A 21,885-nucleotide genomic window follows, 5' to 3' on the forward strand; every position below is an offset into this window, starting at 1 on the left:
GGCCGATCGGCCCCGGAAGCGTCAGGGACTACCCCGACGATTAGGTTGGCACGCATGACCGACGACCTCCGCGCCCGCGTCCAGTCCGTCCTCCCGGGAGTCCGCCACGACCTCGAGGAACTGGTCCGGATCCAGTCCGTCAGTGCCGACCCGGAGCGACTCCACGAGGTCGAGCGGAGCGCGGAGAGGACCGCCGCGCTCTTCGCCGCCGAGGGCGTCGACGTCGAGATCGTGCGCGCGTACGACGGCGCACCGCCCGCGGTGATCGGCGAGAAGAGGGGCCCGGCGGGCGCGCCCACCGTGCTGCTCTACGCCCACCACGACGTGCAGCCCGAGAACGACCACGCCGACTGGGACTCCGCCCCGTGGGAGCCGACCGAGCGGGACGGCCGGCTCTACGGCCGCGGCGCCGCCGACGACAAGGCCGGCATCATGGCGCACGTCGGCGCGCTGCGGGTCTTCGGTGACGACCTCCCCGTCACCGTGCGACTCTTCATCGAGGGCGAGGAGGAGGTCGGCTCCGACACCCTGGTGGAGCTGCTCGGCAAGCACCAGGAGCGCCTCGAGGCCGACGTCATCGTGATCGCCGACTCCGGCAACTGGGACATCGGCGTCCCCGCCCTGACCACCAGCCTGCGCGGGCTGGTGCGGGTCGACATCGAGGTCCGCACCCTCACCCACGCCGTCCACTCCGGCATGTGGGGCGGCCTCGTGCCCGACGCGCTGATGACGCTGAGCCGAGTGATCTCGACCCTGCACGACGACGCGGGCAACGTCGCGATCGACGGGCTGCACAGCGGTCCCGCGGCCGACGTCGACTACCCCGAGGAGCGGCTGCGGGCGGAGTCCGGCGGTGCTCCGGGCATCGAGTGGATCGGCACCGGCTCGACCGTCGAGCGGCTGTGGACCAAGCCCGCGCTGAGCATCACCGGCCTCGACGCTCCCAAGGTCGCCGGCGCCAGCAACACCCTCGTGCCGGCCGCGAAGGCGCGGATCTCGCTCCGCATCGCCCCCGGCGACACCACCGAGAACGCCCTCGCCCGCCTCGTCGAGCACCTCGAGGCCCACGTCCCGTGGGGCGCCACGCTGACCCACGAGGTCGTCGACACCGGCGAGGCCACGCAGATCGATGCCACCGGACCGGCGTACGACGCGGCGCGGGCGGCGTTCAGCGAGGCCTGGGACGGCACGGCGCCGGTCGACATGGGCGTCGGCGGGTCGATCCCCTTCATCGCGGAGTTCCTCGAGGCGTTCCCGGAGGCGAGCGTGCTCGTCACGGGCGTCGAGGACCCCGACACCCGGGCCCACGGCGCCAACGAGGGTCTGCACCTCGCGGAGTTCGAGCGCGTCGTGCTGGCCGAGGCGCTGCTGCTGCGCAACCTCGCCGGCTGAGCGTCAGAGGGCGGGCAGCCGGACGCGGAAGGTGCTCCCGCTGCCGAGCACCGACTCGAGCTCGATGCCGCCGCGGTGCCGGTCCACGATCCGCCGCACGATCGCCAGCCCCAGGCCGGTGCCGGAGCGCTGCGCCGCGTCGGGGTCCGCGGAGCGGTAGAACTCCTCGAACACGCGCGCCTGGTCCTCGGCCGAGATCCCGATGCCGTCGTCGGTGCACGTCAGCACGACCTCGCCGTCGACCTCCTCCAGGGTGACCCGGACGTGGCCGCCGTCGGGGGTGTACTTCACGGCGTTGCTCACCAGGTTGGCGACGATGTGCTCGAGCTCGTGGGCGGCGCCGAGGACCCGGACGGGTGCGTGGGGCAGCGAGCTCGTGAGCTCGATCCGCCGCGGCGCCGCCGGTCCCTCGTTGAGCTCTACGATGTCGGCGACGATCGCGCCGAGGTCGACCTCGGTGGGTGCCTCCAGCTCTCCGTCGGCAGTGCGGTGCAGCACCAGCAGCTCCTCGACGACCCGCGAGAGCCGCGTGCTGCCCCGGTGGATGGCCTGGATGGCCGAGCGCGAGCGGGGTGAGAGCCCGGGATCGCCCTCGAGCAGCTCGAGGAACCCGACGATGCTGGTCAGCGGCGTACGCAGCTCGTGGGAGACGGTCGCGACCAGCCGGCTCTTGTAGTCGGCCAGCTCCTGGAGCTCCTCGACCAGCCGGTGCTCGCGCGCGTAGTTGCTCGCGTTCGCCAGCGCCCGGCCGAGGTCGCGACCGATGCCGAACGCCACCTCGGCCTCCCCGGCCGTCCACTCGGCGTCACCCGGGCCCCGGGTCAGCGCGATCCACCCGAGGCACTCCGGCCCGGCGCCCAGAGGTACGACGAGCAGCGACTCGGCGTCCACGAACTCCAGGACGGCCTTCAGGTCGGCGTCCTCGAGCGGCTCGGGCGGCTGCCGGTCCGGGGCGAAGACGCCGACGGCCTGCCGCTCCCACGCCGCCACGGAGTAGCGGACGAAGATCTCGATCAGCTCCTGGGGGAGCGAGTGCGGGTCGGCGTCCTGGACCGGACGCGGCTCGCTCCCGAAGAGGTGGGTCCAGAGCGCCTGGGCCCGGAAGCCGTCGACGATCGCGGCACCGCACTCGGAGAGCACCTCGGGAGCCGACATGGAGCCCGTGGCGCGGCGCACGATGTTGGCCGCGGCGCGGGCGAGCCGGATCTGCTCGGCCAGTCGCTCGGACTCGAGGATCGCGGCGATCGCGCGGCATGCCTGGCGGGCGTACATCTCGAGCAGGTCGCGGCTGCCGCCGGTCGGGAGGAGCTGGTCGGCCGGTAGCTCGATGGCCAGCACGCCGACCAGCTGCCCGTGGTCGTCCGAGATCGGGGCGACCAGCAGGTCCTGGGGGTGCCAGACCCCGTCCGCCACGTCGCGCGGACCGTCGGCGACCCAGCCCCACCGCTCGACGTCGAGGTTCACCCGGTCGTGCGGGACGAACTTCAGCGTCCCCCAGTCCTCGGCCACCTCGAGCTGCTCGAGCAGCTCGGCGACCGGGGCCAGGCTGTCGACGAGGACCTCCTGGGCGTCGTCCGGGCCGACGACGCAGAGGACCTGCAGGTAGCCGTCGTCGCGGATCCCGCTCACGCCGACGACGTCGGAGCCGGCCACCTCGGCGAGGGTGTCCAGGATCGGGCGCAGCGCGTCGCGGGCGTGGGCGTCCGACCACCGGGAGCCACGGACCGGTCGCTCGAGTCCGGTGCTGTCCGTCATCCGCGCGCCACCCGCCCTCAGGCGGCCGGCAGGTGCACCTGGAAGGTGCTGCCGCGACCCAGCTCCGAGTCGATCTCCAGCCGACCGTCGTGCCGAGCGACGATCCGTCGCACGATCGCCAGACCCAACCCGGTCCCGGGCTGCGCCAGGGCGATCGGGTTGGAGGAGCGGAAGAACTCGGTCCCGAGGTGGCGTACGTCGTCCGCGGACATCCCGATCCCCATGTCGTGGCAGGTGAAGACGACCTCGCCGTCGGCGACGGCCAGGCTGACCGTCACCACGCCGCCCTCGGGGGTGTACTTGACCGCGTTGCTGAGCAGGTTGCCGCACACGCGGTCGAGCTCGTCGGGATCGCCCACGGCGAAGACCGGCTCGTCGGGCACCTCCACCCGCAGGTCGATCCGCTTCTGCTGCGCGGACAGGCCGACCAGGTCGACGACGTCGTCGACGACCCGCCGCAGGTCGACCGGTCGGGAGATCACCGGGTTGTCCGGGTCGCCGACCTTCGAGAGCAGCAGCAGGTCGTCGATCACCTTGACCATCCGCTGGGCGCCCCGCTCCATCGCGGCGAGCGACCCTTTCGTCCGGCCGGGCAGGTCGGGGGTGCCGTCGAGGATCTCGAGGTGGCCGAGCACCGACGACAGCGGGTTCTTGAGCTCGTGGGCGACCGTGGCGATCAGCTGGCCCTTGTACGCGTCCAGCTCCTGCAGCTCCACCACCAGCTGGTGCTCGCGCTCGAAGGTGCGCGCGTTGAGGATCGCACGACCGAGGTCGTGGCCGATGTCGAGAGCGGTGGTGGCCTCGGCCTCGGTCCACGCGGGTGCTCCGGCCAGCCGGGTCAGCACCAGGTTGCCCAGGCACTCCGGGCCGGCCCCCAGCGGGATGAACAGCAGGGACTCGACGTCGATCGACCGGAGGAAGTCGAGCACGGCGCCCGCCTGCTGGTCGGTGAGGGGCTCGAACCCGCGGTCGGGGGCGATGACGACGGCCTGCTGCTGTCGCCAGGCCTGGACCGCGGTCTGCTCGGCGATCCGGACCAGGGTGGGCTCGAGCCGGATCTCCTGGCCGTCGGAGGAGTAGATGTGGCCGATGTCGCCCTCGCCGCGGCCGAAGGTGTGGATCCACATGCCGGCCGCCCGGAAGCCCTCGATGACCGCGTCCTGGCTGTCGGAGACGATGCGGTCCAGGCTCAGCTGGGCGCTGGCTCGGCGGACGATGCGGCGAGCCGCCTCCGCCATCCGGACCTGCTCGGCGAGCGCCTCGCGCTCCAGGGCCACCACGACGGCGCGGCCGGCCTGCTCGGCGTACGCGTTGAGCACGGCGCGCTGCGCCTCGTCGGGGCGGCGTCCGCCCACGGGCAGGTCCATCGCGAGGGTGCCCAGCAGGGCGCCGTCGTCGTCGTAGAGCGGGGCGATCAGCAGGTCCAGCGGGTGCCAGGCGTCGGGTGCGTCGATCGGCTCGTAGTCGGGGACCCAGCCCCAGGTGTCGCCGACGCCCTCGTCGGTGCGGTCGTGCGGGACGAAGCGGAGCAGTCCCCAGTCGTCGGCCTTGGCCAGCTCCTCGAGCAGCCGTGCCTCGGTCGAGCGGGTGCCCTCGAGCTCGGCGCGCGCCTCGTCGCTGCCCGCCACCGCGACCGACTCCAGCCCGCCGTCCTGGCGGACCACGCTGATCGCCGCGATGCCGAAGCCCGCGACCTGGGTGACGCCCTCCGCGATGAGCTGGAGGGTGTCGCGGGACGCGGAGTCCGACCAGCGCAGCCGTGCTGCGGTCTGTTCGGGCGTGACATCCCGGGCCATGGTCCCTCGTCTTCCTCGGTCTCGGCCCTCATGGTAAGCGGACGGGACGCGACCGGTGGCCGATCCCGCGGGCGCGCCCGAAGTGGGTGGCCTGGCCCGACGGCCCTAGACTCGGAGCGTGCCCTTCCAATCGAGCCCCCGCAAGGGCGGCGACGGCAGGCTGACCGCGGCTCTCGACCCCCAGGACCAGGGGCCCCAGGACGCCTGCGGCGTCTTCGGCGTCTGGGCGCCGGGCGAGGACGTCGCCAAGCTGACGTACTTCGGCCTGTACGCGCTCCAGCACCGCGGCCAGGAGTCGGCCGGCATCGCGGTGAGCAACGGCCGCCAGATCCTGGTCTACAAGGACATGGGGCTGGTCTCCCAGGTCTTCGACGAGACCACGCTGGCCTCGCTCAAGGGCCACCTCGCGATCGGCCACAGCCGCTACTCCACGACCGGGGCGAGCACCTGGCAGAACGCGCAGCCGACCTTCCGGCCGACCGCTGACGGCTCCATCGCGCTGGGCCACAACGGCAACCTGATCAACACCGCCGAGCTGGCCCAGATGGTGGTCGACCTCCCCGGTCCCGACGACGAGCTCGACCTGCACACCCGTCCGCAGGAGACCTCGACGAACGACACCAGCCTGGTCACCGCGCTGCTCGCCCACCACCCCGACACCTCGCTCGAGCAGCGCGCCCTCGAGGTGCTGCCGCTGCTCCAGGGCGCGTATTGCTTCGTGTGGATGAACGAGAACACCCTGTACGCCGCCCGCGACCCGCAGGGCATCCGCCCGCTGGTGCTCGGCCGGCTGGACCGGGGCTGGGTCGTCGCGTCCGAGGACGCCGCGCTCGCCACCATCGGGGCGAGCGTGGTGCGCGAGGTGGAGCCCGGCGAGATGATCGTCATCGACGAGAACGGCCTGCGCTCGCACAAGTTCGCCGAGCCGGACCGCAAGGGCTGCGTCTTCGAGTACGTCTACCTCGCCCGCCCCGATGCCACGATCAGCGGCCGCAGCGTCCACGAGTCCCGCGTCGAGATGGGCCGCCAGCTGGCCCGCGAGTTCCCCGTCGAGGCCGACCTGGTCATCCCGGTGCCCGAGTCGGGCACGCCGGCCGCTGCTGGGTACGCCGAGGAGTCCGGCATCCCGTTCGGCCAGGGCTTCGTCAAGAACGCGTACGTCGGGCGCACGTTCATCCAGCCGAGCCAGACCCTGCGCCAGCTCGGCATCCGGCTCAAGCTCAACGCGCTCGAGCACATGATCCGCGGCAAGCGGATCGTCGTGGTCGACGACTCGATCGTCCGCGGCAACACCCAGCGCGCGCAGGTGCGGATGCTCCGGGAGGCCGGCGCTCTCGAGGTGCACGTCCGCATCTCCAGCCCGCCCGTGAAGTGGCCGTGCTTCTACGGCATCGACTTCGCGACGCGCGCCGAGCTGATCGCCAACGGACTGACGCCCGAGGAGATCGCCGCCAGCGTCGGCGCCGACACGTTGGGCTACATCTCCCTGGACGGGATGATCGACTCGACCAAGCAGACCCGCAGCACGCTCTGCACCGCCTGCTTCACCGGCGAGTACCCGATCGAGCTGCCCGACGAGAGCCTCCTCGGCAAGCACCTGCTGGAGGCGACGCTGAGCTCGCCGACGATGGGCAAGGCACTGCCCGTCCTCAACAATCCCTGACGTTGATCGATCCTGACCCGGGAGCCCCCGTGAGCGAGTCCAACGCGTACGCCGAGGCCGGCGTCAACATCCACGCCGCAGACACGGCCATCGAGCTGATGAGGGGCTGGATCGAGAAGTCGCGCCGGCCCGAGGTCATCGGCGGGCTCGGCGGCTTCGCCGGTCTCTTCGACGCCTCGGCGCTGACCCGCTACCAGCGCCCGCTGCTGGCGACCTCGACCGACGGCGTCGGCACGAAGGTCGCGATCGCGCAGGCGATGGACATCCACGACACGATCGGCTTCGACCTGGTCGGCATGGTCGTCGACGACCTGGTCGTCTGCGGTGCCGAGCCGCTCTTCATGACCGACTACATCGCGACCGGCCGGGTCGAGCCCGAGAAGATCGCCGCGATCGTCAAGGGCATCGCCGAGGGCTGCGTGCTCGCCGGGTGCGCGCTGATCGGCGGCGAGACCGCGGAGCACCCCGGCCTGCTCGCCCCGCACGAGTACGACGTCGCGGGGGCCACCACCGGTGTCGTCGAGGCCGACAAGCTGCTCGGCCCCGGCCGCGTCCGGCCCGGCGACGTCGTGATCGCGATGGAGGCCTCGGGTCTGCACTCCAACGGCTACTCCCTGGTCCGCCACGTCCTGCTCGCCACCGCGGGACTCCCGCTCGAGGGGCACGTCGACGAGCTCGGTCGCACCCTCGGCGAGGAGCTGCTGGAGCCGACGCGGATCTACGCCAAGGCCTGCCTGGACCTCGCCGACCGCACCCGCACCCACGCCATGTCCCACGTGACCGGCGGCGGCCTGGCGGCGAACCTCGAGCGGGTCCTGCCCGTCGAGCTCTCCGCGACGGTGGACCGCGCGACCTGGACCCCGCAGCCGATCTTCGACCTCGTGCGCCGCGTCGGCGCCGTACCCCAGCCCGACCTCGAGATGACCCTGAACTGCGGTGTCGGCATGGTCGCGCTGACCGAGCCCGACGACGTCGACACCGCGATCGCGGTCCTCGCCGAGCACGGGATCCGGTCCTGGGTGGCCGGCGAGGTGGCGCCCGCGACCGGCCGTGGTGGTGCCGTGGAGCTGGTCGGCCAGCACCCCGGTTGGTGACATTTCCGGTATTCCCGCTGGAATCGCGGGAACCGATGTGCGGGAACAGCCGGGCAACAGGTAGCGTTCGGACCACGAGAACTCTTTGAGACCAGCCCGGGAGCCACTGAGCCCCCGGCCGAGCGTGCGAGGGGGCTGACCCTATGGGGCGCGGCCGAGCGAAAGCCAAGCAGACCAAGGTCGCTCGCGACCTGAAGTACCAGACTCACGAGACGGACTTCGGTGCGCTCGCCAGTGAGCTCCACGGTTCGAAGGGCGAGGACGACTCCGGTCAGGTCCCGCCCGAAGAGCTCGAGAAGTGGTCGGACTACTCCGACTCTCGTCGGGATTGATCCTCTCCGGTCTCGGTTGACGTCGGGATCCCCGGTTCACCGGGGATCCCCTCACTTCTCGGGCGTTGCAACGCCTGAGAAGTGAGGGTTTCACCGGTGCACCGGTGATTCCGTCAGCGTCGCGGCAGCCACACCCCACGCAGCCGCCCGACCTCGCGCATCCGTCGCTCGGCCAGCCGGTCGGCGGCGATGGCGGGGGGTACGCCGTCGGACGCGGCGAGCTCGAACACGCGCAGCGTCGTGTCGAAGATGCCGGCCGCGCGCTGCTGGGCGCGGTCGAAGGAGAAGCCCTCGAGCTCGTCGGCGACCTGGATCAGGCCGCCGGCGTTGACGCAGTAGTCGGGCGCGTAGAGGATCCCGCGCTCCTGCAGCGCCTTCTCGACGCCCGGGTGGGCGAGCTGGTTGTTGGCCGCACCGCAGACGATCGCGGCGCTGAGCGTCTCCACCACCTCGTCGGTGATCGCGTCGCCCATCGCGCACGGCGCGTAGACGTCGAGCTCGGTGGCGACCAGCGCCGCCTCGGACGCCACGACCTGCACGGTCGGGTGCTCCTCGCGGATCCGCTCGAGCGCGGGGGCGTACACATCGGTCACGACGACGTCCGCGCCGTCCTCGACGAGGTGCCGGACCAAGTGTCGCCCGACCTTGCCGACGCCGGCCACGCCGACCGTGCGGCCCGCGAGCGAGGTCGAGCCCCAGGCGACCTGCGCGGCCGCGCGCATGCCCTGGAAGACGCCGTACGCCGTGAGCACCGAGCTGTCGCCCGCGCCGCCGTGGGCGACGGTGCGTCCGGTCGCGTACGTCGTCTCGCGGGCGATGTGGTCCATGTCGGCCGAGAAGGTGCCGACGTCGCAGGCGGTGTAGTAGCGCCCGCCGAGCGCCTCCACGTGGCGGCCATAGGCGCGCAGCAGCGGCTCGGACTTCAGCGTCGTCGGGTCACCGATGATCACGGCCTTGCCGCCGCCGAGGTCGAGGCCGGCCAGCGCCGCCTTGTAGGACATCCCGCGGGAGAGGTTCAGGACGTCGCGCAGGGCGTCGGACGTCGAGGCGTAGGGGTGGAAGCGGGTGCCGCCGAGGGCGGGGCCGAGAGCGGTCGAGTGCACCGCGATGATCGCGCGGAGACCGGTGGCCGGGTCGTTGGCGAAGACGACCTGCTCGTGCTCGGAGCCGAGCTCGAAGACGTCAGACATGGATGGCCTGCTTTCTGGTGTCGGCCACGGGGTGGTGTGGCGCGGTGACGGGCGTGAGCACGCAGGGATGGCGCGTGCCCCACGTCACACGGTAGTGCGCGGCTCCGGTCGCATGAAAACGACGTCGCCGTGGGTGCCGTACCCCGGCACCCTCCCGCCGTACGGCGTCCCGTCGAAGGCCACCAGCAGCCACGAGTCGCCGTCGGGGACGAGGGTCGGCCACGGGATGTTGGTCGGGTACGGCGCAGCCACGGTCCCGGTCTCCCGCAGGTCCAGGTCGAAGACCGGGTAGCGCCGGCGCAGCCGACGGCGGCTGTCGCGTCCGTCGCTGGCCAGCACCCGCCACTCGTCGTCCAGGCGCAGCAGCGTCGTGCCCTCGGTCGCCGTGCGGTCCGTCGTGGTCGCCCGCAGGGCGAGCGCGTCCAGGGACGGCCCGCTCGCCAGCGCCGGGTGGAAGTTCCAGAAGCCCGGGGAGCTGACGAAGCCCACCAGCCACCCGTCGTCGGTGCGCACCAGGTGGGGGTCCCAGACGGCGACCGAGCGCAGCTCCTCGGTCGGCAGCGGCAGCACCCGGGTGTCGAGCAGGTGGCGCCCGGTCAGCAGGTCGGCCGTCGTCTCGGCGAGGGTGACCGCGACGCTCGCGCCCGGTCGGCTGCGGTCGAAGTCCCCCCACGTGCTCGTCGCCACCAGCCACCGGTCGCCGTCGCGCACCAGGTGGGTGGCGTGGTCGCCGTACGCGCCGGGTGCGTCGGGTCGCCGGAAGAAGACGTCGGAGAGGTGCTCCAGCTCCAGCCTCGTCGGATCCAGCGCCCACACCGAGGTGTGCGCGGTGTCGAAGAAGCCCGGCCCAGCGCTGGTCGCGGTCAGCACGACCCGCTCGCCGATCCGGTACGGCGTCCCGTCGGCGTGGCTCGCGACCCGGATGTCGCGCAGCCCGAGCTGGCCGAAGCGGCCGGCGGTCGGGGCGTCACCGGCCAGGCGGTCGAGCCAGGTCTCGTCACGCGTGTCGATCCGGTGCTGCAGGTCCACCCGCGCCCGGGCGACCCAGGACCCGTCGTGCCGGGTCAGTGCGGTGACGTGGGTGCCGGTCAGCACCAGGCCCACTTCGTCGACCGGAGCGCCCGGGCGGCCGTGGCGACGCGAGCGGTGCCGGGTGGTCCGGCCGCCGGTGGTCACCTCGACCCAGACCCTGCTCCCGTCGTACCTCGCGACGAGGCGGTCGCTGCCCGACTCGAGGGCGAGCGAGCCGGGGCCGGCCAGGGCGGCGTACGGCGCGATCACCTCGTCGATCGTGGAGCCGGGCACGACCAGGTCGACCGGGCGGCGGCGGCTCACCTCGGTGAAGCGGGGCAGCACCGTCAGGCGTCCTTGCCCGTCGCCTGCTGCAGCGCGGAGACGGCGATGTCGACCTCGGCGGCCAGCTCGTCGAGCATCGGCTCGGCGCCGTCCGTGCGACCGGCGATGCCCAGGGCCTCCAGGCGGGCCGCGGCCTCGGCGACCCGGGGCAGGCCCAGGTTGAGGGCGCTGCCCTTGAGCTGGTGCGCGGAGGTCAGCAGGGCGTTGGGGTTCTGCTCCTGGACCGCGGCCCGGATCGCGAGGACCTGCTCGCCGACGCGTCCCATGAAGGATGCTGCGGTGCGCTGGAAGAACGACGTGCCGTCCTTGACCAGCCCCTCGAGCACCCGGACCCGCTCCGCGTCGAGCACGCCGATCACGGCTGCTGCCTCCGGCAGCGGCTCGCGGTGCCTCGGCAGGTCGATGACCGGGGCGACGGGCAGCTCGGCCCAGGTGCGCAGCGCGCGCTCGACCTCTCCTGCATCGACGGGCTTGGTGAGGTAGTCGTCCATGCCGGCCTCGAGGCAGCGCTCGCGCTCGCCGTCCAGGGCGGACGCGGTCATCGCGATGATCGGCACCCGCTGCCCGGCGGGCTCCTGCGCTCGGATCCGGCGGGTGGCGTCGAAGCCGTCCAGCCGGGGCATCCGGCAGTCCATGAACACCACGGCGTACCCGTGCGGTCCGCTCAGGCGCTCGACCGCGGCGATCCCGTCGTCGGCGACGTCGACGGTGCAGCCCAGGCTCTCCAGCAGGCCGGTGGCGACCATCTGGTTGACCGCGTTGTCCTCGACGACCAGGACGCGGAGGTCGAGGTTCGGTGCGGCCCCTGGCCGTCGGGCGCGGGCGACGGCGATCGGTCGGGGAGAGAGCACGCCGAGCAGGGCGTCGTGCAGCTCGACCTGGCGCACCGGCTTGCTCAGGCTCGTGCGGATGCCGGCGTCGGCGACCTGCTGGCGCGACACGTCGTCGGAGCTGAGCAGCAGCATCTGGAGGCCGGACAGGGCCGGGTCGCGCCGGACCTGGTGGGCCAGCTGGAGCCCGTCGACGTCGGGCATCCGCAGGTCGAGGAGCGCCACCTCGAAGGGGTCGTCGAGCGCGGCCGCGTCGCGGAGGGCGGTGAGCGCCTCCGCGGCCGAGGAGACCGCGAAGGCCCGCATGTGCCAGGCGGCGAGCTGGCCCTCGAGGATGAACCGGTTGGTCTCGTTGTCGTCGACGACCAGGATCCGGCGACCGCGCAGCTGCACCGGCACGTCGAACTGGCGGTCGGCCGCGCCCGCGACCCGGTCGAGCCGGGCGGTGAAGGAGAAGGTGCTGCCGGTGCCGGGCTCGCTGGTCACCCAGAGCTCGCCGCCCAGGGCATCGACGAGCTGTCGGGAGATCGCCAGGCCGAGGCCGGTCCCGCCGTGGCGTCGGGTGGTCGACGGGTCGGCCTGCGTGAAGGCGTCGAAGAGGCGGTCGCGCGAGGCCGGGTCGATGCCCACGCCGGTGTCCGTGACGTCCACGCGGAGCAGCACGTCGCGCGGCGTCTGGCGCTCGACGCGAGCCTCGATGACGACCTCGCCACGGTCGGTGAACTTCACCGCGTTCGAGCCCAGGTTGCTGATCACCTGACCGAAGCGCACCGAGTCGCCGCGCAGCTGCACCGGCACGTCGGGGTGACAGGCGACGATCAGCTCGAGGCCCTTCTCGTGCGCGGGGCCGCTGAGCACCGTGGCGACCTGGTCGAAGACCGCGCGTACGTCGAAGTCCGCCGCCTCGAGCTCCAGCTTGCCGGACTCGATCTTGGACAGGTCGAGGATGTCGTTGATGATCGCGAGCAGGGTGAGCCCGGCGTTCTGGAGGTTGGCCGCCAGTCGACGCTGGTGCTCGTCCAGGTCGGTGCGCAGCAGCAGGTCGGTGAGCCCGATGACGCCGTTCATCGGGGTGCGGATCTCGTGCGACATCGTGGCCAGGAACTCCGACTTGAGCCGCGAGGCCTCCATCGCGTCGTCGCGCGCCACGGCCAGGTCGCCGGCGCTGCGCTCGCGCTCGGCGACCACGCTGAGCTGGTGCGCGATCTGCGACATCATCTGGTGGGAGTTCTCGTCCGGCGGGACCTCGTCGGCGATCAGCTCGACGACGCAGACGACCTTGCCGGCGAGGAGGACGGGCATGGCGACCAGCCGGTGCGTCTCGGCCAGCACCGAGGGGATCCCGACCGCGACCTCCCGTGACGTACGGGACTCCTCGGCGAGGGCGGGATCGGGCCGGATGCCGAGCGCGCCACCGCCGAGGTCGAGGTGGACCGGCTCGGCCCCGGCCTCGGCCTCGGCGTACAGGTAGGCACCCACCGCCGCCCACGACGTGTGCTCGGGTACGCCGGCCCCGGCCACCAGCAGCGCCTCGCGCAGGGTGGTCGCGCGGTTGGCCGCCATCGCCATCTGCTGCAGGAGGAAGAGCCGGCGGTTCGCCTCCTCGGCGTGCTCGTCTGCCTGGTGCAGGTCGGTGATGTCCTGGGCGGTGCCGCTCATCCGGACGACCGTGCCGTCCGGCGTGCGCTCGACCACCCCGCGGCCGCGGACCCAGCGGACCTCGCCGTCCGACCGGCGCACCCGGTGATCGAGCTCGTACTCGTTCTGGCCGGTCGCGGCCGCCTGCTCGATCACCTCGGCCGCGTGCGCGCGGTCGTCAGGGTGCAGCAGCGACACGTAGGTCCGGAAGTCCGGGCTGGTGCCCGGCTCGACGCCGAAGATCCGGCACATCTCGTCGGACCACTGCAGCCGGTCGGTCGGCACGTCCCACGCCCAGCTGCCGATGTGGGCGATCCGCTGGGCGGTCGCGAGCTGCTGCTCGCGCTCGATGAGCGCCTCGGTCAGCTCCTTGCGCTCGGTGTACGGCGTGACGCGGTGCAGCCAGCCGAGCCGGTTGCCGTCGTCGTCGAGGACCGGCGTGTAGCTGATGAGGCCCCAGACCGCCGTACCGTCCGGACGGACGAAGTAGGCGTCGACGTTCTCGGCGCCGACACCCGTCTCGACCATCCGGGCGAGGTGGTCGTCGAAGTCCCGGCGGCCCTGCTCGTCGAACACGTCGTGCACGGCCAGGCCGACCAGCTCGTCGAGGTCGCGGCCGAAGATCCGGGCCATGTGGGCGTTGGCCCAGGTGGTGACGCCGTCGTCGCCGAAGAGCCAGAGGCCGTCCGGGTTGGCGTCGAAGAGTCGGCGCAGGAGGGCGGGATCCTCACCCGCCCGCTGTCCGTCACCCCCGGCCGCCATGTCTCATTCCTACCGGACCGGCGAGGATGGTGTCGTGGACATCGAATCCCTGGGATCCCCGCAGTCTCCGACCTTCGGCCTCGACACCTTCGGTGACGTGGCGCTCGGGGCCGACGGAGCACCGCTCCCGCAGCCCGACGTCGTCCGTCAGGTGGTGGCCGAGGCGGTGCTGGCCGACCAGGTGGGGCTCGACTTCTTCGGCGTCGGTGAGCACCACCGGCCCGACTTCGCGATCAGCGCTCCCGACGTCGTGCTCGCCGCGATCGCCGGGCAGACCTCGCGCATCCGGCTGGGCACGTCGGTCACCGTGCTCAGCTCCGACGACCCGATCCGGGTGTTCCAGCGCTTCGCCACCCTCGACGCCGTCTCGCACGGCCGCGCGGAGGTGACCCTGGGGCGAGGCTCCTTCACCGAGTCCTTCCCGCTGTTCGGGCTCTCCCTCGAGGACTACGAGGTGCTGTTCTCCGAGAAGCTCGAGATCTTCGCCAAGCTGCTGGCCGAGGAGCCGGTGACCTGGGAGGGCACGACCCGGCCCCCGCTCGACGGTGTCTCCGTCTACCCGCACACGGCCAGCGGCCTCGTCGCGTGGGTCGGGGTCGGTGGGACGCCCGAGTCGGTGGCCCGCGCGGCGTCGTACGGCCTGCCTCTCGTGCTCGCCGTGATCGGCGGCTCGCCCGGGCAGTTCGCGCCGTTGGTCGACCTCTACCACCGGGCCCTGGCGCACTACGGACACCCGACGCTGCCCGTCTCGATGCACAGCCCCGGACACGTGGCGGCGACCGACGAGATCGCCCGCGAGCAGATGTACCCGCACCAGGCGGCCGCCTTCACCCGGATCGGCCGGGAGCGCGGGTGGGGTCCCTACACGCCCGGGCAGTTCGACGCCGGCGCCGCGGCCGAGGGGGCGCTCTTCGTCGGCTCGCCCGAGACCGTCGCCCAGAAGGTCGCCTGGGCCATCCGCACGCTCGGCCTCTCCCGCTTCCAGCTCAAGTACGCCGTCGGCACGCTGCCGCACGACCAGCGGATGGAGTCGATCCGCCTCTACGGCACCGAGGTCGTCCCCCGGGTCCGGGAGCTGCTGGCCCGGTCGTGACGCGCGCCGCTTGACGCCGCGGGGCGCAGGCGGCAGCGTTTGCGCATGGAGCGGGTGCCTCACGAGAACGTCGCCACGGTGCTGGTCGACCCCCTCGTGCTGCGCGAGCTCGAGGTGCACCTGATGACGCTCGACCTGCGGCTGTGGCCGATCGCGACCGCGCCGATCTGCGCCGACGGCCCGCGCCAGGCCTTCCAGGTCCGGCACCGCCTGCTCACGGCGCGGCGCGGCCAGTGGGACGACGCGGCGACCTGGACGCCGGCCTGGATCTCCTTCGGCGACACCTGGCACGACGGCGACGAGCCGCTGCCGTGGGCCGCCCACCAGACGCTCTACAGCACCCTCGCGCAGTACGACGGACGCGTCCGCTACCGCCCCGGGCTCGGGGGAGTGCCGCGCCTGGCCGTGCCTCGGGAGCGCGGCGTGTACGGCGGCGCGGGCTGACTCTTCGGCGTCCTGCGGCGCACCCGGTGGCCCGGCCCGGTCGCCGCCGTCTCGGCCGCGGCCAGAGCGTCGTCCACGGGCGTCCCGTGCTTGCGGACCAGCGCGATCGTGCCGCCGCTCGCGCGCGACCTGCGGGCCGCGGCGACGAGGTCGTTCGCCACCTGCTGGTCGATCTCCGTGACCGCCGTGAGGTCCACGATGAGATGACTGCCGGCCAGCTCCGCGCAGGTGCCGAGCGCCTCCTGCAGGGTGGGGTTGTCACCACGGTGGCACCCGCCCGCGATGCGCAGCCGGTGTCCGGCCGCCTCGTAGGTGACGGTCGTCATCGCCGGCTCCGCCCCGACCGGTCATGGGGTCAGGACCCGTGATCGGTCCGGGTAGGTGCTGGGACGGTGCGACGGCTCGGCCGTCACCGCCGGGAGCAGATCGAGATCGAAGGCTGCGTCGAGGCCGGCCACCTCGGCCACCAGGCGGAACCGCGGGCTGGCGGCGGCGACCGAGACGGTCCCGCCGTACGGCGCGACCGCGTTGCGCAGCCCGACGAGCATCCCGAGCGCTCCGGCGTCGACGAACGTGACGGCCGACGCGTCGACGGTGAAGTGCACGCATCCGCGGTCGATGGCCTCGTCGAGTCGCGACCGGAGCTCCGCGGCGGTGAAGGCGTCCAGCTCGCCGTCGACGACGAGGTGCGCGGACGGCGCGTGCAGCGCGAGCGACGAGAACACGGCAGACCTCCCTCGACTCGTTGCGACGTGGTCGCACTCCTGGTCCGATGCCTGGTCGGACCGGTCCTATCGACAGTAGGCCGGTCGGGGGCTCGCGGGCTCACCCCAAAGGCCAGGTCGACGCCGGGCCCCTTTATCACCGTGGACGGGACCCGTGACCCACCCGTGGGGGTGGCGTCTCGACCTGACCGGTCGGGTACCTGACTGACCTACCCAGGAGGCACCGTCATGGATCCGATCAAGCCCGCCAGCGCCGTCAAGAAGGCCGTCAGGTCCACCGTCGAGGGCGCCGCGGCCCGGGTGGCCGAGAGCCTGGCCGCGCTGGAGCGGCCCGCCATCCCAGGCGCGCCGGGCTCGGGTACGCCGACCGTCGCCGAGCCCACGAAGCCGCGCGACCCGCTCCCGCCGAAGGCCGACCAGGCCGGTCCGGAGCGGCGTACGGCGACGGGCGCGCCGACCGACGTCCCCGCCGAGGCGGTCTCGGCCCAGGGTCGCTTCCTCACGACGGCCCAGGGCGCGCGACTGAGGGACAGCGACCACTCGCTCAAGGCGGGCGAGCGCGGGCCGACCCTGCTGCAGGACCACCACCTGCGCGAGAAGATCACCCACTTCGACCACGAGCGCATCCCGGAGCGGGTCGTGCACGCCCGCGGGGCCGGCGCGCACGGAGTGTTCGTGGGGTACGGCAACGCCCGGTCGATCACCCGAGCCGGCTTCCTCGCCAAGAACGCCGAGACGCCGGTCTTCGTCCGGTTCTCCACGGTCCTCGGCTCGCGCGGGTCGGCCGACACGGTGCGCGACACCCGCGGCTTCGCGACGAAGTTCTACACCCCCGAGGGCACCTTCGACCTCGTCGGCAACAACATCCCGGTGTTCTTCATCCAGGACGGGATCAAGTTCCCCGACGTCATCCACGCCGCCAAGCCGCACCCGGACCGGGAGATCCCGCAGGCGCAGAGCGCGCACGACACCTTCTGGGACTTCGTGTCCCTGCACACCGAGGCCCAGCACCACACGATCTGGAACATGTCCGACCGCGGGATCCCGCGCTCGTACCGGACCATGGAGGGCTTCGGCGTCCACACGTTCCGCTGCGTCAACGCCGCCGGCGAGACGTCGTTGGTGAAGTTCCACTGGAAGCCGAAGCTCGGCGTGCACTCCCTGACGTGGGAGGAGGCGCAGCTCATCGGCGGCATGGACCCCGACTTCCACCGCCGCGACCTGTACGACGCCATCGAGGCGGGCGCCTTCCCGCAGTGGGAGCTCGGGGTCCAGGTCTTCGAGGACACCCCCGAGGAGACGTTCGACGGCATCGACCTGCTCGACGCGACCAAGCTGGTGCCGGAGGAGCTCGCCCCCGTGCAGCCGATCGGGCTGCTCACGCTGACGCACAACCCCACGAACTTCTTCGCCGAGACCGAGCAGGTCGCCTTCCACCTCGGCAACCTGGTGCCCGGCATCGACGTCACCAACGACCCGCTGCTGCAGGCCCGGCTGTTCTCGTACGTCGACACGCAGCTGACCCGGCTGGGCGGACCCAACTTCCACCAGATCCCCATCAACCGGCCGCACGCGCCGGTCAACGACCTGGCGCGCGACGGCTTCCACCAGGACGCCGTCCACGGCGGCGTCGCGCCGTACAAGCCGAACTCGCTCGACGGCGGCTGCCCGTTCTTCGCGGGCGGCCCGAAGGACGGGGCCTTCATCGACGTCCCCGCCCGGGTCGCGGAGGCCGTCAAGGTGCGGGCGAGCCCCGCGTCGTACGACGACCACTACAGCCAGACCCGACAGTTCTGGCTCAGCATGAGCGCGGTCGAGAAGGAGCACATCGTCCTCGCCTACACCTTCGAGCTCGCGAAGTGCTTCGAGCAGCCGGTCAAGGAGCGCCAGCTCCTCGCCCTGGCCAACATCGACCCGGACCTGTGCGCGCAGGTCGCGGCCGGTCTGGGGCTGCCGGCTCCGGAGCCGACCGAGGTCCTGGTGGACCTCGCCCCGAGCCCGGCGCTGTCCCAGCTGGGAGAGACGTGGCCCACCGACGGGCGGCTCATCGGCATCGTGGTCGACCCGGCCGGTGACCTGTCCGGGGTCGACGCCGTCGTCTCCGCGGTCGCTGCCGCGGGCATGGTGCCGCTGGTCGTGGCACCGCACGGTGGGCAGCTGCCCGACGGGACCCCGGTGCAGCGGACGTTCGGTGCGACCCGCTCGGTCGAGTTCGACGCGGTCCTGCTCGCCGGCAGCCCGGCGCCGGCACCCGACGCGCTCGCCGTGCGCGACAGCAAGGCCGGCGAGGACGGTGCCCCGGTGCTCGACCCGCGTGTCCTGCTGCTGGTCCAGGAGGCGTTCCGCCACGCCAAGGCGATCGGCGCCTGGGGTGCCGGGGTGGAGGCCCTCGCGCTCGCCGGCGTCGCGGACGCCCCCGGTGTGCTCACCGGCGACGACCCGGCAGCGGTGTTCGCCGAGCTGCACGCCGCGCTGGGTGCGCACCGCGTCTGGGAGCGGTTCGGCACCGCCCTGAGCTGACTGACCCGACCGACCGACCCGACATCCACGACCCCGAGGAGATCCACCATGTCCACTGACGCCATCGTCATGCTGAAGGACGAGCACCAGGTCATCCTGCGCGCGTTCCGCGACTTCGAGCGCGCCGGCGACAACGCTCACAAGACCAAGGGCGACCTGGTCGCCAAGATCGTCGAGCTCCTCACCGTGCACACCTACATCGAGAACGAGGTCATGTACCCCCGGGTCCGTGAGCTGGTGCCCGAGCTCGAGGACGACGTGCTCGAGTCCTACGAGGAGCACCACGTCGCGGACGTGCTGGTCATGGAGCTCGTCGGGATGAAGCCGACCGACGAGCGGTTCACGGCGAAGACGACCGTGCTGATCGAGAACGTCCGCCACCACATCGAGGAGGAGGAGGACGAGTGGTTCCCGCAGGTGCGGGAGGCTCTGGGCCGCAAGGTCCTGCAGGAGATCGGTGCCGAGATGGTCGAGGCCCGCAAGACCGCGCCCCGCAGCCCGGCCCAGCCGAGTGCGCTGAAGAAGACCGTCGACGCGGTGCTCGCCTAGCCCGCACGGACGGCGGCGGTGGCGACACGAGTTCGATCCTGCCGGGTGGGTACCGCCACGCCATGACGACGCCAGACAGGTCCCAGTCCGACAACGACTCCGGCTCCGAGACCGAGGGGCAGATCTCCGAGGTCGCGAGCTTCAAGGCGCCCGGCGAGCAGATCTCGCCGGGAGACTCGGTCGCCGGAGCCCCCACGGGTGAGAGCGGCCGTGCCGACGAGGGACCGACGGGGCCGGAGGCGGTCACCCACGACGAGCGTCAGGACCGCCACCCGGACCAGGACGACGTCGAGACGACCGGCTGACCGACGCTCCCCACGGAGGTGCTGAGCAATGCCCGCCGCCCACTCGCAGACGCCGGTCCGCGTCGCCATCAACGACGACTACGAGCTCGTGGTCGCCGGGATCGCCGCGCTGCTGGCGCCGTACGCCGATCGCGTCCAGGTCGTCGAGTTCGACTCGAACAAGCAGACGATCAGCGAGGTCGACATCGTCCTGTACGACACGTTCGGCCAGGAGCAGGGCGGCGACATCGACGTGACCGGTCTGTCGGCCACCGGTGAGCCCCGGGTCGTCGTCTTCACCTGGAACCTCCAACGGGAGGTCGTCGAGGCAGCGACCGCCGCGGGCGCGGCCGGCTACCTCTGGAAGGGCATGCCGGTGGAGGACATCGTCGCCGCCCTGGAGGCGGTCCATGCCGGCGAGACCGTCACTCCACCCGATGACGCGCGCGTCGACCTCGACACCGGTGCCTGGCCCGGTCAGGACCTCGGACTGTCGGCGCGCGAGGCCGAGATCGTCGCACTCATCACCCAGGGGCTCACGAACCAGGAGATCGCCGACAGGGTCTACCTGAGCATCAACTCCATCAAGACCTACATCCGCAGCGCCTACCGCAAGATGGGCGTCCAGCGACGCTCGCAGGCGGTGGCGTGGGGGGTGGACCACGGGTTCTCGCCCGACCACGTGCGGACCCTGCACCCCTTCGGCCCACCCTGACGGGTGCGGGCGTGCGCGCGTCGTGACGGCCCGTCACGGCCCGCCGGACGTCGTCGGCCTGCATCGGCGCGCCGCTCAGGGGTACTGCACGTCCATGGCTGAATCGAATCGGACCCGTCGCATCGGGCTGCTCCTCGTCGTCGTCGGGATCATCGTCGTGCTGGGCGTGATGCTCCTCGTCGGATCCCTCCTCGGCGACGACACCGACGAGATCGATCCTCAGAACGGCGAGGTCGCGACGCTGTTCCTCCGCTGAGCGCCCGCGCTCGCCGGTCGCGTGGCCCGTCGCGACCGGGGCGGGTGTGCCCCGGCGCCGGTGGGGAACCGCCCGGCATGGCCGACGACACCCCCGACACCCCCGAGCACGCGACGACCAACCAGCCCTACCACGCCGACAAGCCGAGACCCCGGTGGACGCCGCTGCTGGGCGTCATCGGGGTGATCCTGCTGATCGCGCTGATCTTCGCGTGCATCACCTGGCTGCGCTACAACACCTGACCAGGTGCCGACGGGGTCTCCCGGGTGCAGACCCCAGCCAGCTCCATCGCGTGGTCAGCGGGTGGAGCTCTGCCGCACGATGAGCGTCGGCTCCAGGTGGAGTCGCTGGTGCCGATGCTCGCCCGGACTGCGGATCTCCTCGAGCAGCAGCCGAGTCGCCGCCCGTCCCATCTCCTCGCCGGGCTGGGCGACGGTGGAGAGGGGGACGTCGCTGTCCCACGCGGCCCGGTTGTTGTCGTAGCCGATCACGCTCACGTCGGCGGGGACGCGTGGACCACCGTCCGTGCGGAACGCCTGCACGATGCCCAGGGCGACCAGGTCGGCGGCCGCGACGATCCCGTCGGGCAGCTCGCCGGGGTCGAGAGCGGCGATCTGGCGGCCCGCCTTTCGCCCGTCGACCTCCTGCACGTTCGCGGTCTTGATGGTCGTGAGGCTCACGTGACCGTTCGACTCCGCAACGGCACGCTCGACACCCCGGAAGCGGTCGCTGACGGGGGAGAGGCTGAACGGTCCTCCCACGAAGGCCAGGGCGCGCCGCCCGGTGTCGATCAGGTGCCGCGCGGCCAGGTACCCACCCAGCTCGTTGTTGGCGGTGACGCAGCACGCGTCGGTCTCGCCCGGCACCGTGTTCAGCACGACGACATCGCGACCCCACCGACCAGCGGACAGCACGTCGTCGGCGTTGGTCGGCAGCGGCGCGAGCAGGATCCCCGCCACCCGTTCCTCGTCGAACAGGTGCATGTACACCAGCTCCTTCTCCGCCTGGACGTCGGAGTTGGCCAGCAAGACGTTCATGCCGTGCTTCTGAGCCTCTTGCTCAGCACCGCGGGCCATGTCGAGGAAGAACGAGTTGCTCAGGTCGACCACGACGAACCCGATCACGCTGCTGGTGCCGGCCGCCAGGGCGCGGGCGCGACGGTCGGGGACGAAGCCGAGCTCGTCGATGGCGCTGCGGACGCGCTCGAGGGTGTCGGGCCGCACCTTGTGCGGGTGGTTCAGCACGTGGGAGACCGTGCCGATCGCGACCCCCGCGCGCTTGGCGACGTCCTCCATCCGAGGGGGCCGCTGGCTGCCGTTCTGCACGCTCATGTGCCCTCCGCTACGGCGTCCACGGCGTGAGTCTACGGCCGTTGGGAGCGTGATCCATGGAGGTGAAACCTTTCAGCATGCGTTGACAGTCCGCCGCGTCTGTGTCTACCGTCACAGGTATTGAAGCGCTTCAAAAAGTAGCGCACCAGCAAGGGAGAGA

The 21,885-nt window shown here is 72.2% G+C and carries 20 protein-coding genes; 12 read left to right on the top strand and 8 right to left on the bottom strand.

The window, feature by feature from the left end; all coding sequences use genetic code 11:
- The first annotated feature begins 54 nt into the window (after nucleotides 1–54).
- Nucleotides 55–1,392, top strand: a complete 1,338-nt coding sequence (locus tag N542_RS0111565) for a dipeptidase (protein ID WP_028644049.1) — start codon at nucleotides 55–57, stop codon at nucleotides 1,390–1,392.
- A gap of 3 nt (nucleotides 1,393–1,395) precedes the next feature.
- Here N542_RS0111565 and N542_RS26645 read toward each other — a convergent pair whose 3' ends face one another.
- Together N542_RS26645 and N542_RS26650 are read right to left on the bottom strand one after the other, a co-directional pair.
- On the bottom strand, nucleotides 1,396–3,147 hold the full coding sequence (locus tag N542_RS26645) for a sensor histidine kinase (RefSeq protein WP_051551624.1): 1,752 nt from the start codon (nucleotides 3,145–3,147) through the stop codon (nucleotides 1,396–1,398).
- A gap of 17 nt (nucleotides 3,148–3,164) precedes the next feature.
- Nucleotides 3,165–4,943, bottom strand: a complete 1,779-nt coding sequence (locus tag N542_RS26650; RefSeq protein ID WP_028644050.1) for a sensor histidine kinase — start codon at nucleotides 4,941–4,943, stop codon at nucleotides 3,165–3,167.
- A 118-nt stretch (nucleotides 4,944–5,061) separates the two neighbouring features.
- Between N542_RS26650 and purF the strand changes: the two genes are divergently transcribed.
- The 3 genes from purF (at nucleotide 5,062) to N542_RS0111590 (ending at nucleotide 8,032) form a co-directional block, all read left to right on the top strand.
- On the top strand, nucleotides 5,062–6,606 hold the full coding sequence (gene purF / locus N542_RS0111580) for an amidophosphoribosyltransferase (protein ID WP_028644051.1): 1,545 nt from the start codon (nucleotides 5,062–5,064) through the stop codon (nucleotides 6,604–6,606).
- Between the two features lie 29 nt (nucleotides 6,607–6,635).
- Nucleotides 6,636–7,700 (top strand): phosphoribosylformylglycinamidine cyclo-ligase, encoded by a 1,065-nt coding sequence (gene purM, locus N542_RS0111585; RefSeq protein ID WP_036507366.1) that lies wholly within the window; start codon nucleotides 6,636–6,638, stop codon nucleotides 7,698–7,700.
- 143 nt (nucleotides 7,701–7,843) lie between these two features.
- Nucleotides 7,844–8,032, top strand: coding sequence for a DUF3073 domain-containing protein (locus N542_RS0111590; protein WP_028644053.1), 189 nt, complete (start codon nucleotides 7,844–7,846; stop codon nucleotides 8,030–8,032).
- 113 nt (nucleotides 8,033–8,145) lie between these two features.
- Here the strand turns inward: N542_RS0111590 and N542_RS0111595 are convergent, their stop codons facing one another.
- The 3 genes from N542_RS0111595 to N542_RS26655 all read right to left on the bottom strand — a co-directional run bounded on the left by N542_RS0111595 (nucleotide 8,146) and on the right by N542_RS26655 (nucleotide 13,808).
- Nucleotides 8,146–9,222 carry a Glu/Leu/Phe/Val family dehydrogenase gene (locus N542_RS0111595; protein WP_028644054.1) on the bottom strand — a complete coding sequence of 359 codons (1,077 nt, stop codon included), beginning with the start codon at nucleotides 9,220–9,222 and terminating at the stop codon, nucleotides 8,146–8,148.
- A gap of 84 nt (nucleotides 9,223–9,306) precedes the next feature.
- On the bottom strand, nucleotides 9,307–10,578 hold the full coding sequence (locus tag N542_RS0111600; protein ID WP_028644055.1) for a hypothetical protein: 1,272 nt from the start codon (nucleotides 10,576–10,578) through the stop codon (nucleotides 9,307–9,309).
- Between the two features lie 2 nt (nucleotides 10,579–10,580).
- On the bottom strand, nucleotides 10,581–13,808 hold the full coding sequence (locus N542_RS26655; protein ID WP_051551625.1) for a response regulator: 3,228 nt from the start codon (nucleotides 13,806–13,808) through the stop codon (nucleotides 10,581–10,583).
- A gap of 34 nt (nucleotides 13,809–13,842) precedes the next feature.
- Here N542_RS26655 and N542_RS0111610 point away from each other — a divergent pair, with 34 nt between their 5' ends.
- Nucleotides 13,843–14,901, top strand: coding sequence for an LLM class flavin-dependent oxidoreductase (locus N542_RS0111610; protein WP_155992998.1), 1,059 nt, complete (start codon nucleotides 13,843–13,845; stop codon nucleotides 14,899–14,901).
- A gap of 45 nt (nucleotides 14,902–14,946) precedes the next feature.
- Complete coding sequence (locus N542_RS0111615) at nucleotides 14,947–15,345, top strand: hypothetical protein (protein ID WP_028644057.1); 399 nt, start codon at nucleotides 14,947–14,949, stop codon at nucleotides 15,343–15,345.
- Here the strand turns inward: N542_RS0111615 and N542_RS0111620 are convergent.
- Nucleotides 15,270–15,671, bottom strand: a complete 402-nt coding sequence (locus N542_RS0111620) for an STAS domain-containing protein (protein WP_028644058.1) — start codon at nucleotides 15,669–15,671, stop codon at nucleotides 15,270–15,272. The genes N542_RS0111615 and N542_RS0111620 overlap by 76 nt on opposite strands.
- A 21-nt stretch (nucleotides 15,672–15,692) precedes the next feature.
- Entirely contained in the window at nucleotides 15,693–16,070 is a 378-nt protein-coding gene (locus tag N542_RS24570; protein ID WP_051551627.1) for an STAS domain-containing protein, read from the bottom strand.
- 228 nt (nucleotides 16,071–16,298) lie between these two features.
- On the opposite strand from N542_RS24570, the gene N542_RS0111630 reads away from it, so the two are divergent.
- From N542_RS0111630 to N542_RS27525, 6 genes are all read left to right on the top strand, one after another.
- Nucleotides 16,299–18,590 carry a catalase gene (locus N542_RS0111630; RefSeq protein ID WP_028644059.1) on the top strand — a complete coding sequence of 764 codons (2,292 nt, stop codon included), beginning with the start codon at nucleotides 16,299–16,301 and terminating at the stop codon, nucleotides 18,588–18,590.
- A gap of 48 nt (nucleotides 18,591–18,638) precedes the next feature.
- Entirely contained in the window at nucleotides 18,639–19,139 is a 501-nt protein-coding gene (locus N542_RS0111635; protein WP_028644060.1) for a hemerythrin domain-containing protein, read from the top strand.
- A 62-nt stretch (nucleotides 19,140–19,201) separates the two neighbouring features.
- Nucleotides 19,202–19,444: a hypothetical protein gene (locus N542_RS0111640; RefSeq protein WP_028644061.1), complete on the top strand. Its 243-nt coding sequence runs from the start codon at nucleotides 19,202–19,204 to the stop codon at nucleotides 19,442–19,444.
- Between the two features lie 28 nt (nucleotides 19,445–19,472).
- On the top strand, nucleotides 19,473–20,138 hold the full coding sequence (locus N542_RS0111645; RefSeq protein WP_028644062.1) for a response regulator transcription factor: 666 nt from the start codon (nucleotides 19,473–19,475) through the stop codon (nucleotides 20,136–20,138).
- 94 nt (nucleotides 20,139–20,232) lie between these two features.
- Nucleotides 20,233–20,394 carry a hypothetical protein gene (locus tag N542_RS0111650; RefSeq protein ID WP_155993000.1) on the top strand — a complete coding sequence of 54 codons (162 nt, stop codon included), beginning with the start codon at nucleotides 20,233–20,235 and terminating at the stop codon, nucleotides 20,392–20,394.
- 77 nt (nucleotides 20,395–20,471) lie between these two features.
- A complete protein-coding gene (locus tag N542_RS27525) occupies nucleotides 20,472–20,636 on the top strand; it encodes a hypothetical protein (RefSeq protein WP_155993002.1) in 165 nt (54 codons plus the stop codon).
- 54 nt (nucleotides 20,637–20,690) lie between these two features.
- On the opposite strand, the gene N542_RS0111660 is transcribed toward N542_RS27525, so the two are convergent.
- Nucleotides 20,691–21,725: a LacI family DNA-binding transcriptional regulator gene (locus N542_RS0111660; RefSeq protein ID WP_051551628.1), complete on the bottom strand. Its 1,035-nt coding sequence runs from the start codon at nucleotides 21,723–21,725 to the stop codon at nucleotides 20,691–20,693.
- Nucleotides 21,726–21,885 lie beyond the last annotated feature (160 nt).

The sequence above is a fragment of the Nocardioides sp. URHA0020 genome, assembly GCF_000620705.1.
GTDB lineage: Bacteria > Actinomycetota > Actinomycetes > Propionibacteriales > Nocardioidaceae > Nocardioides.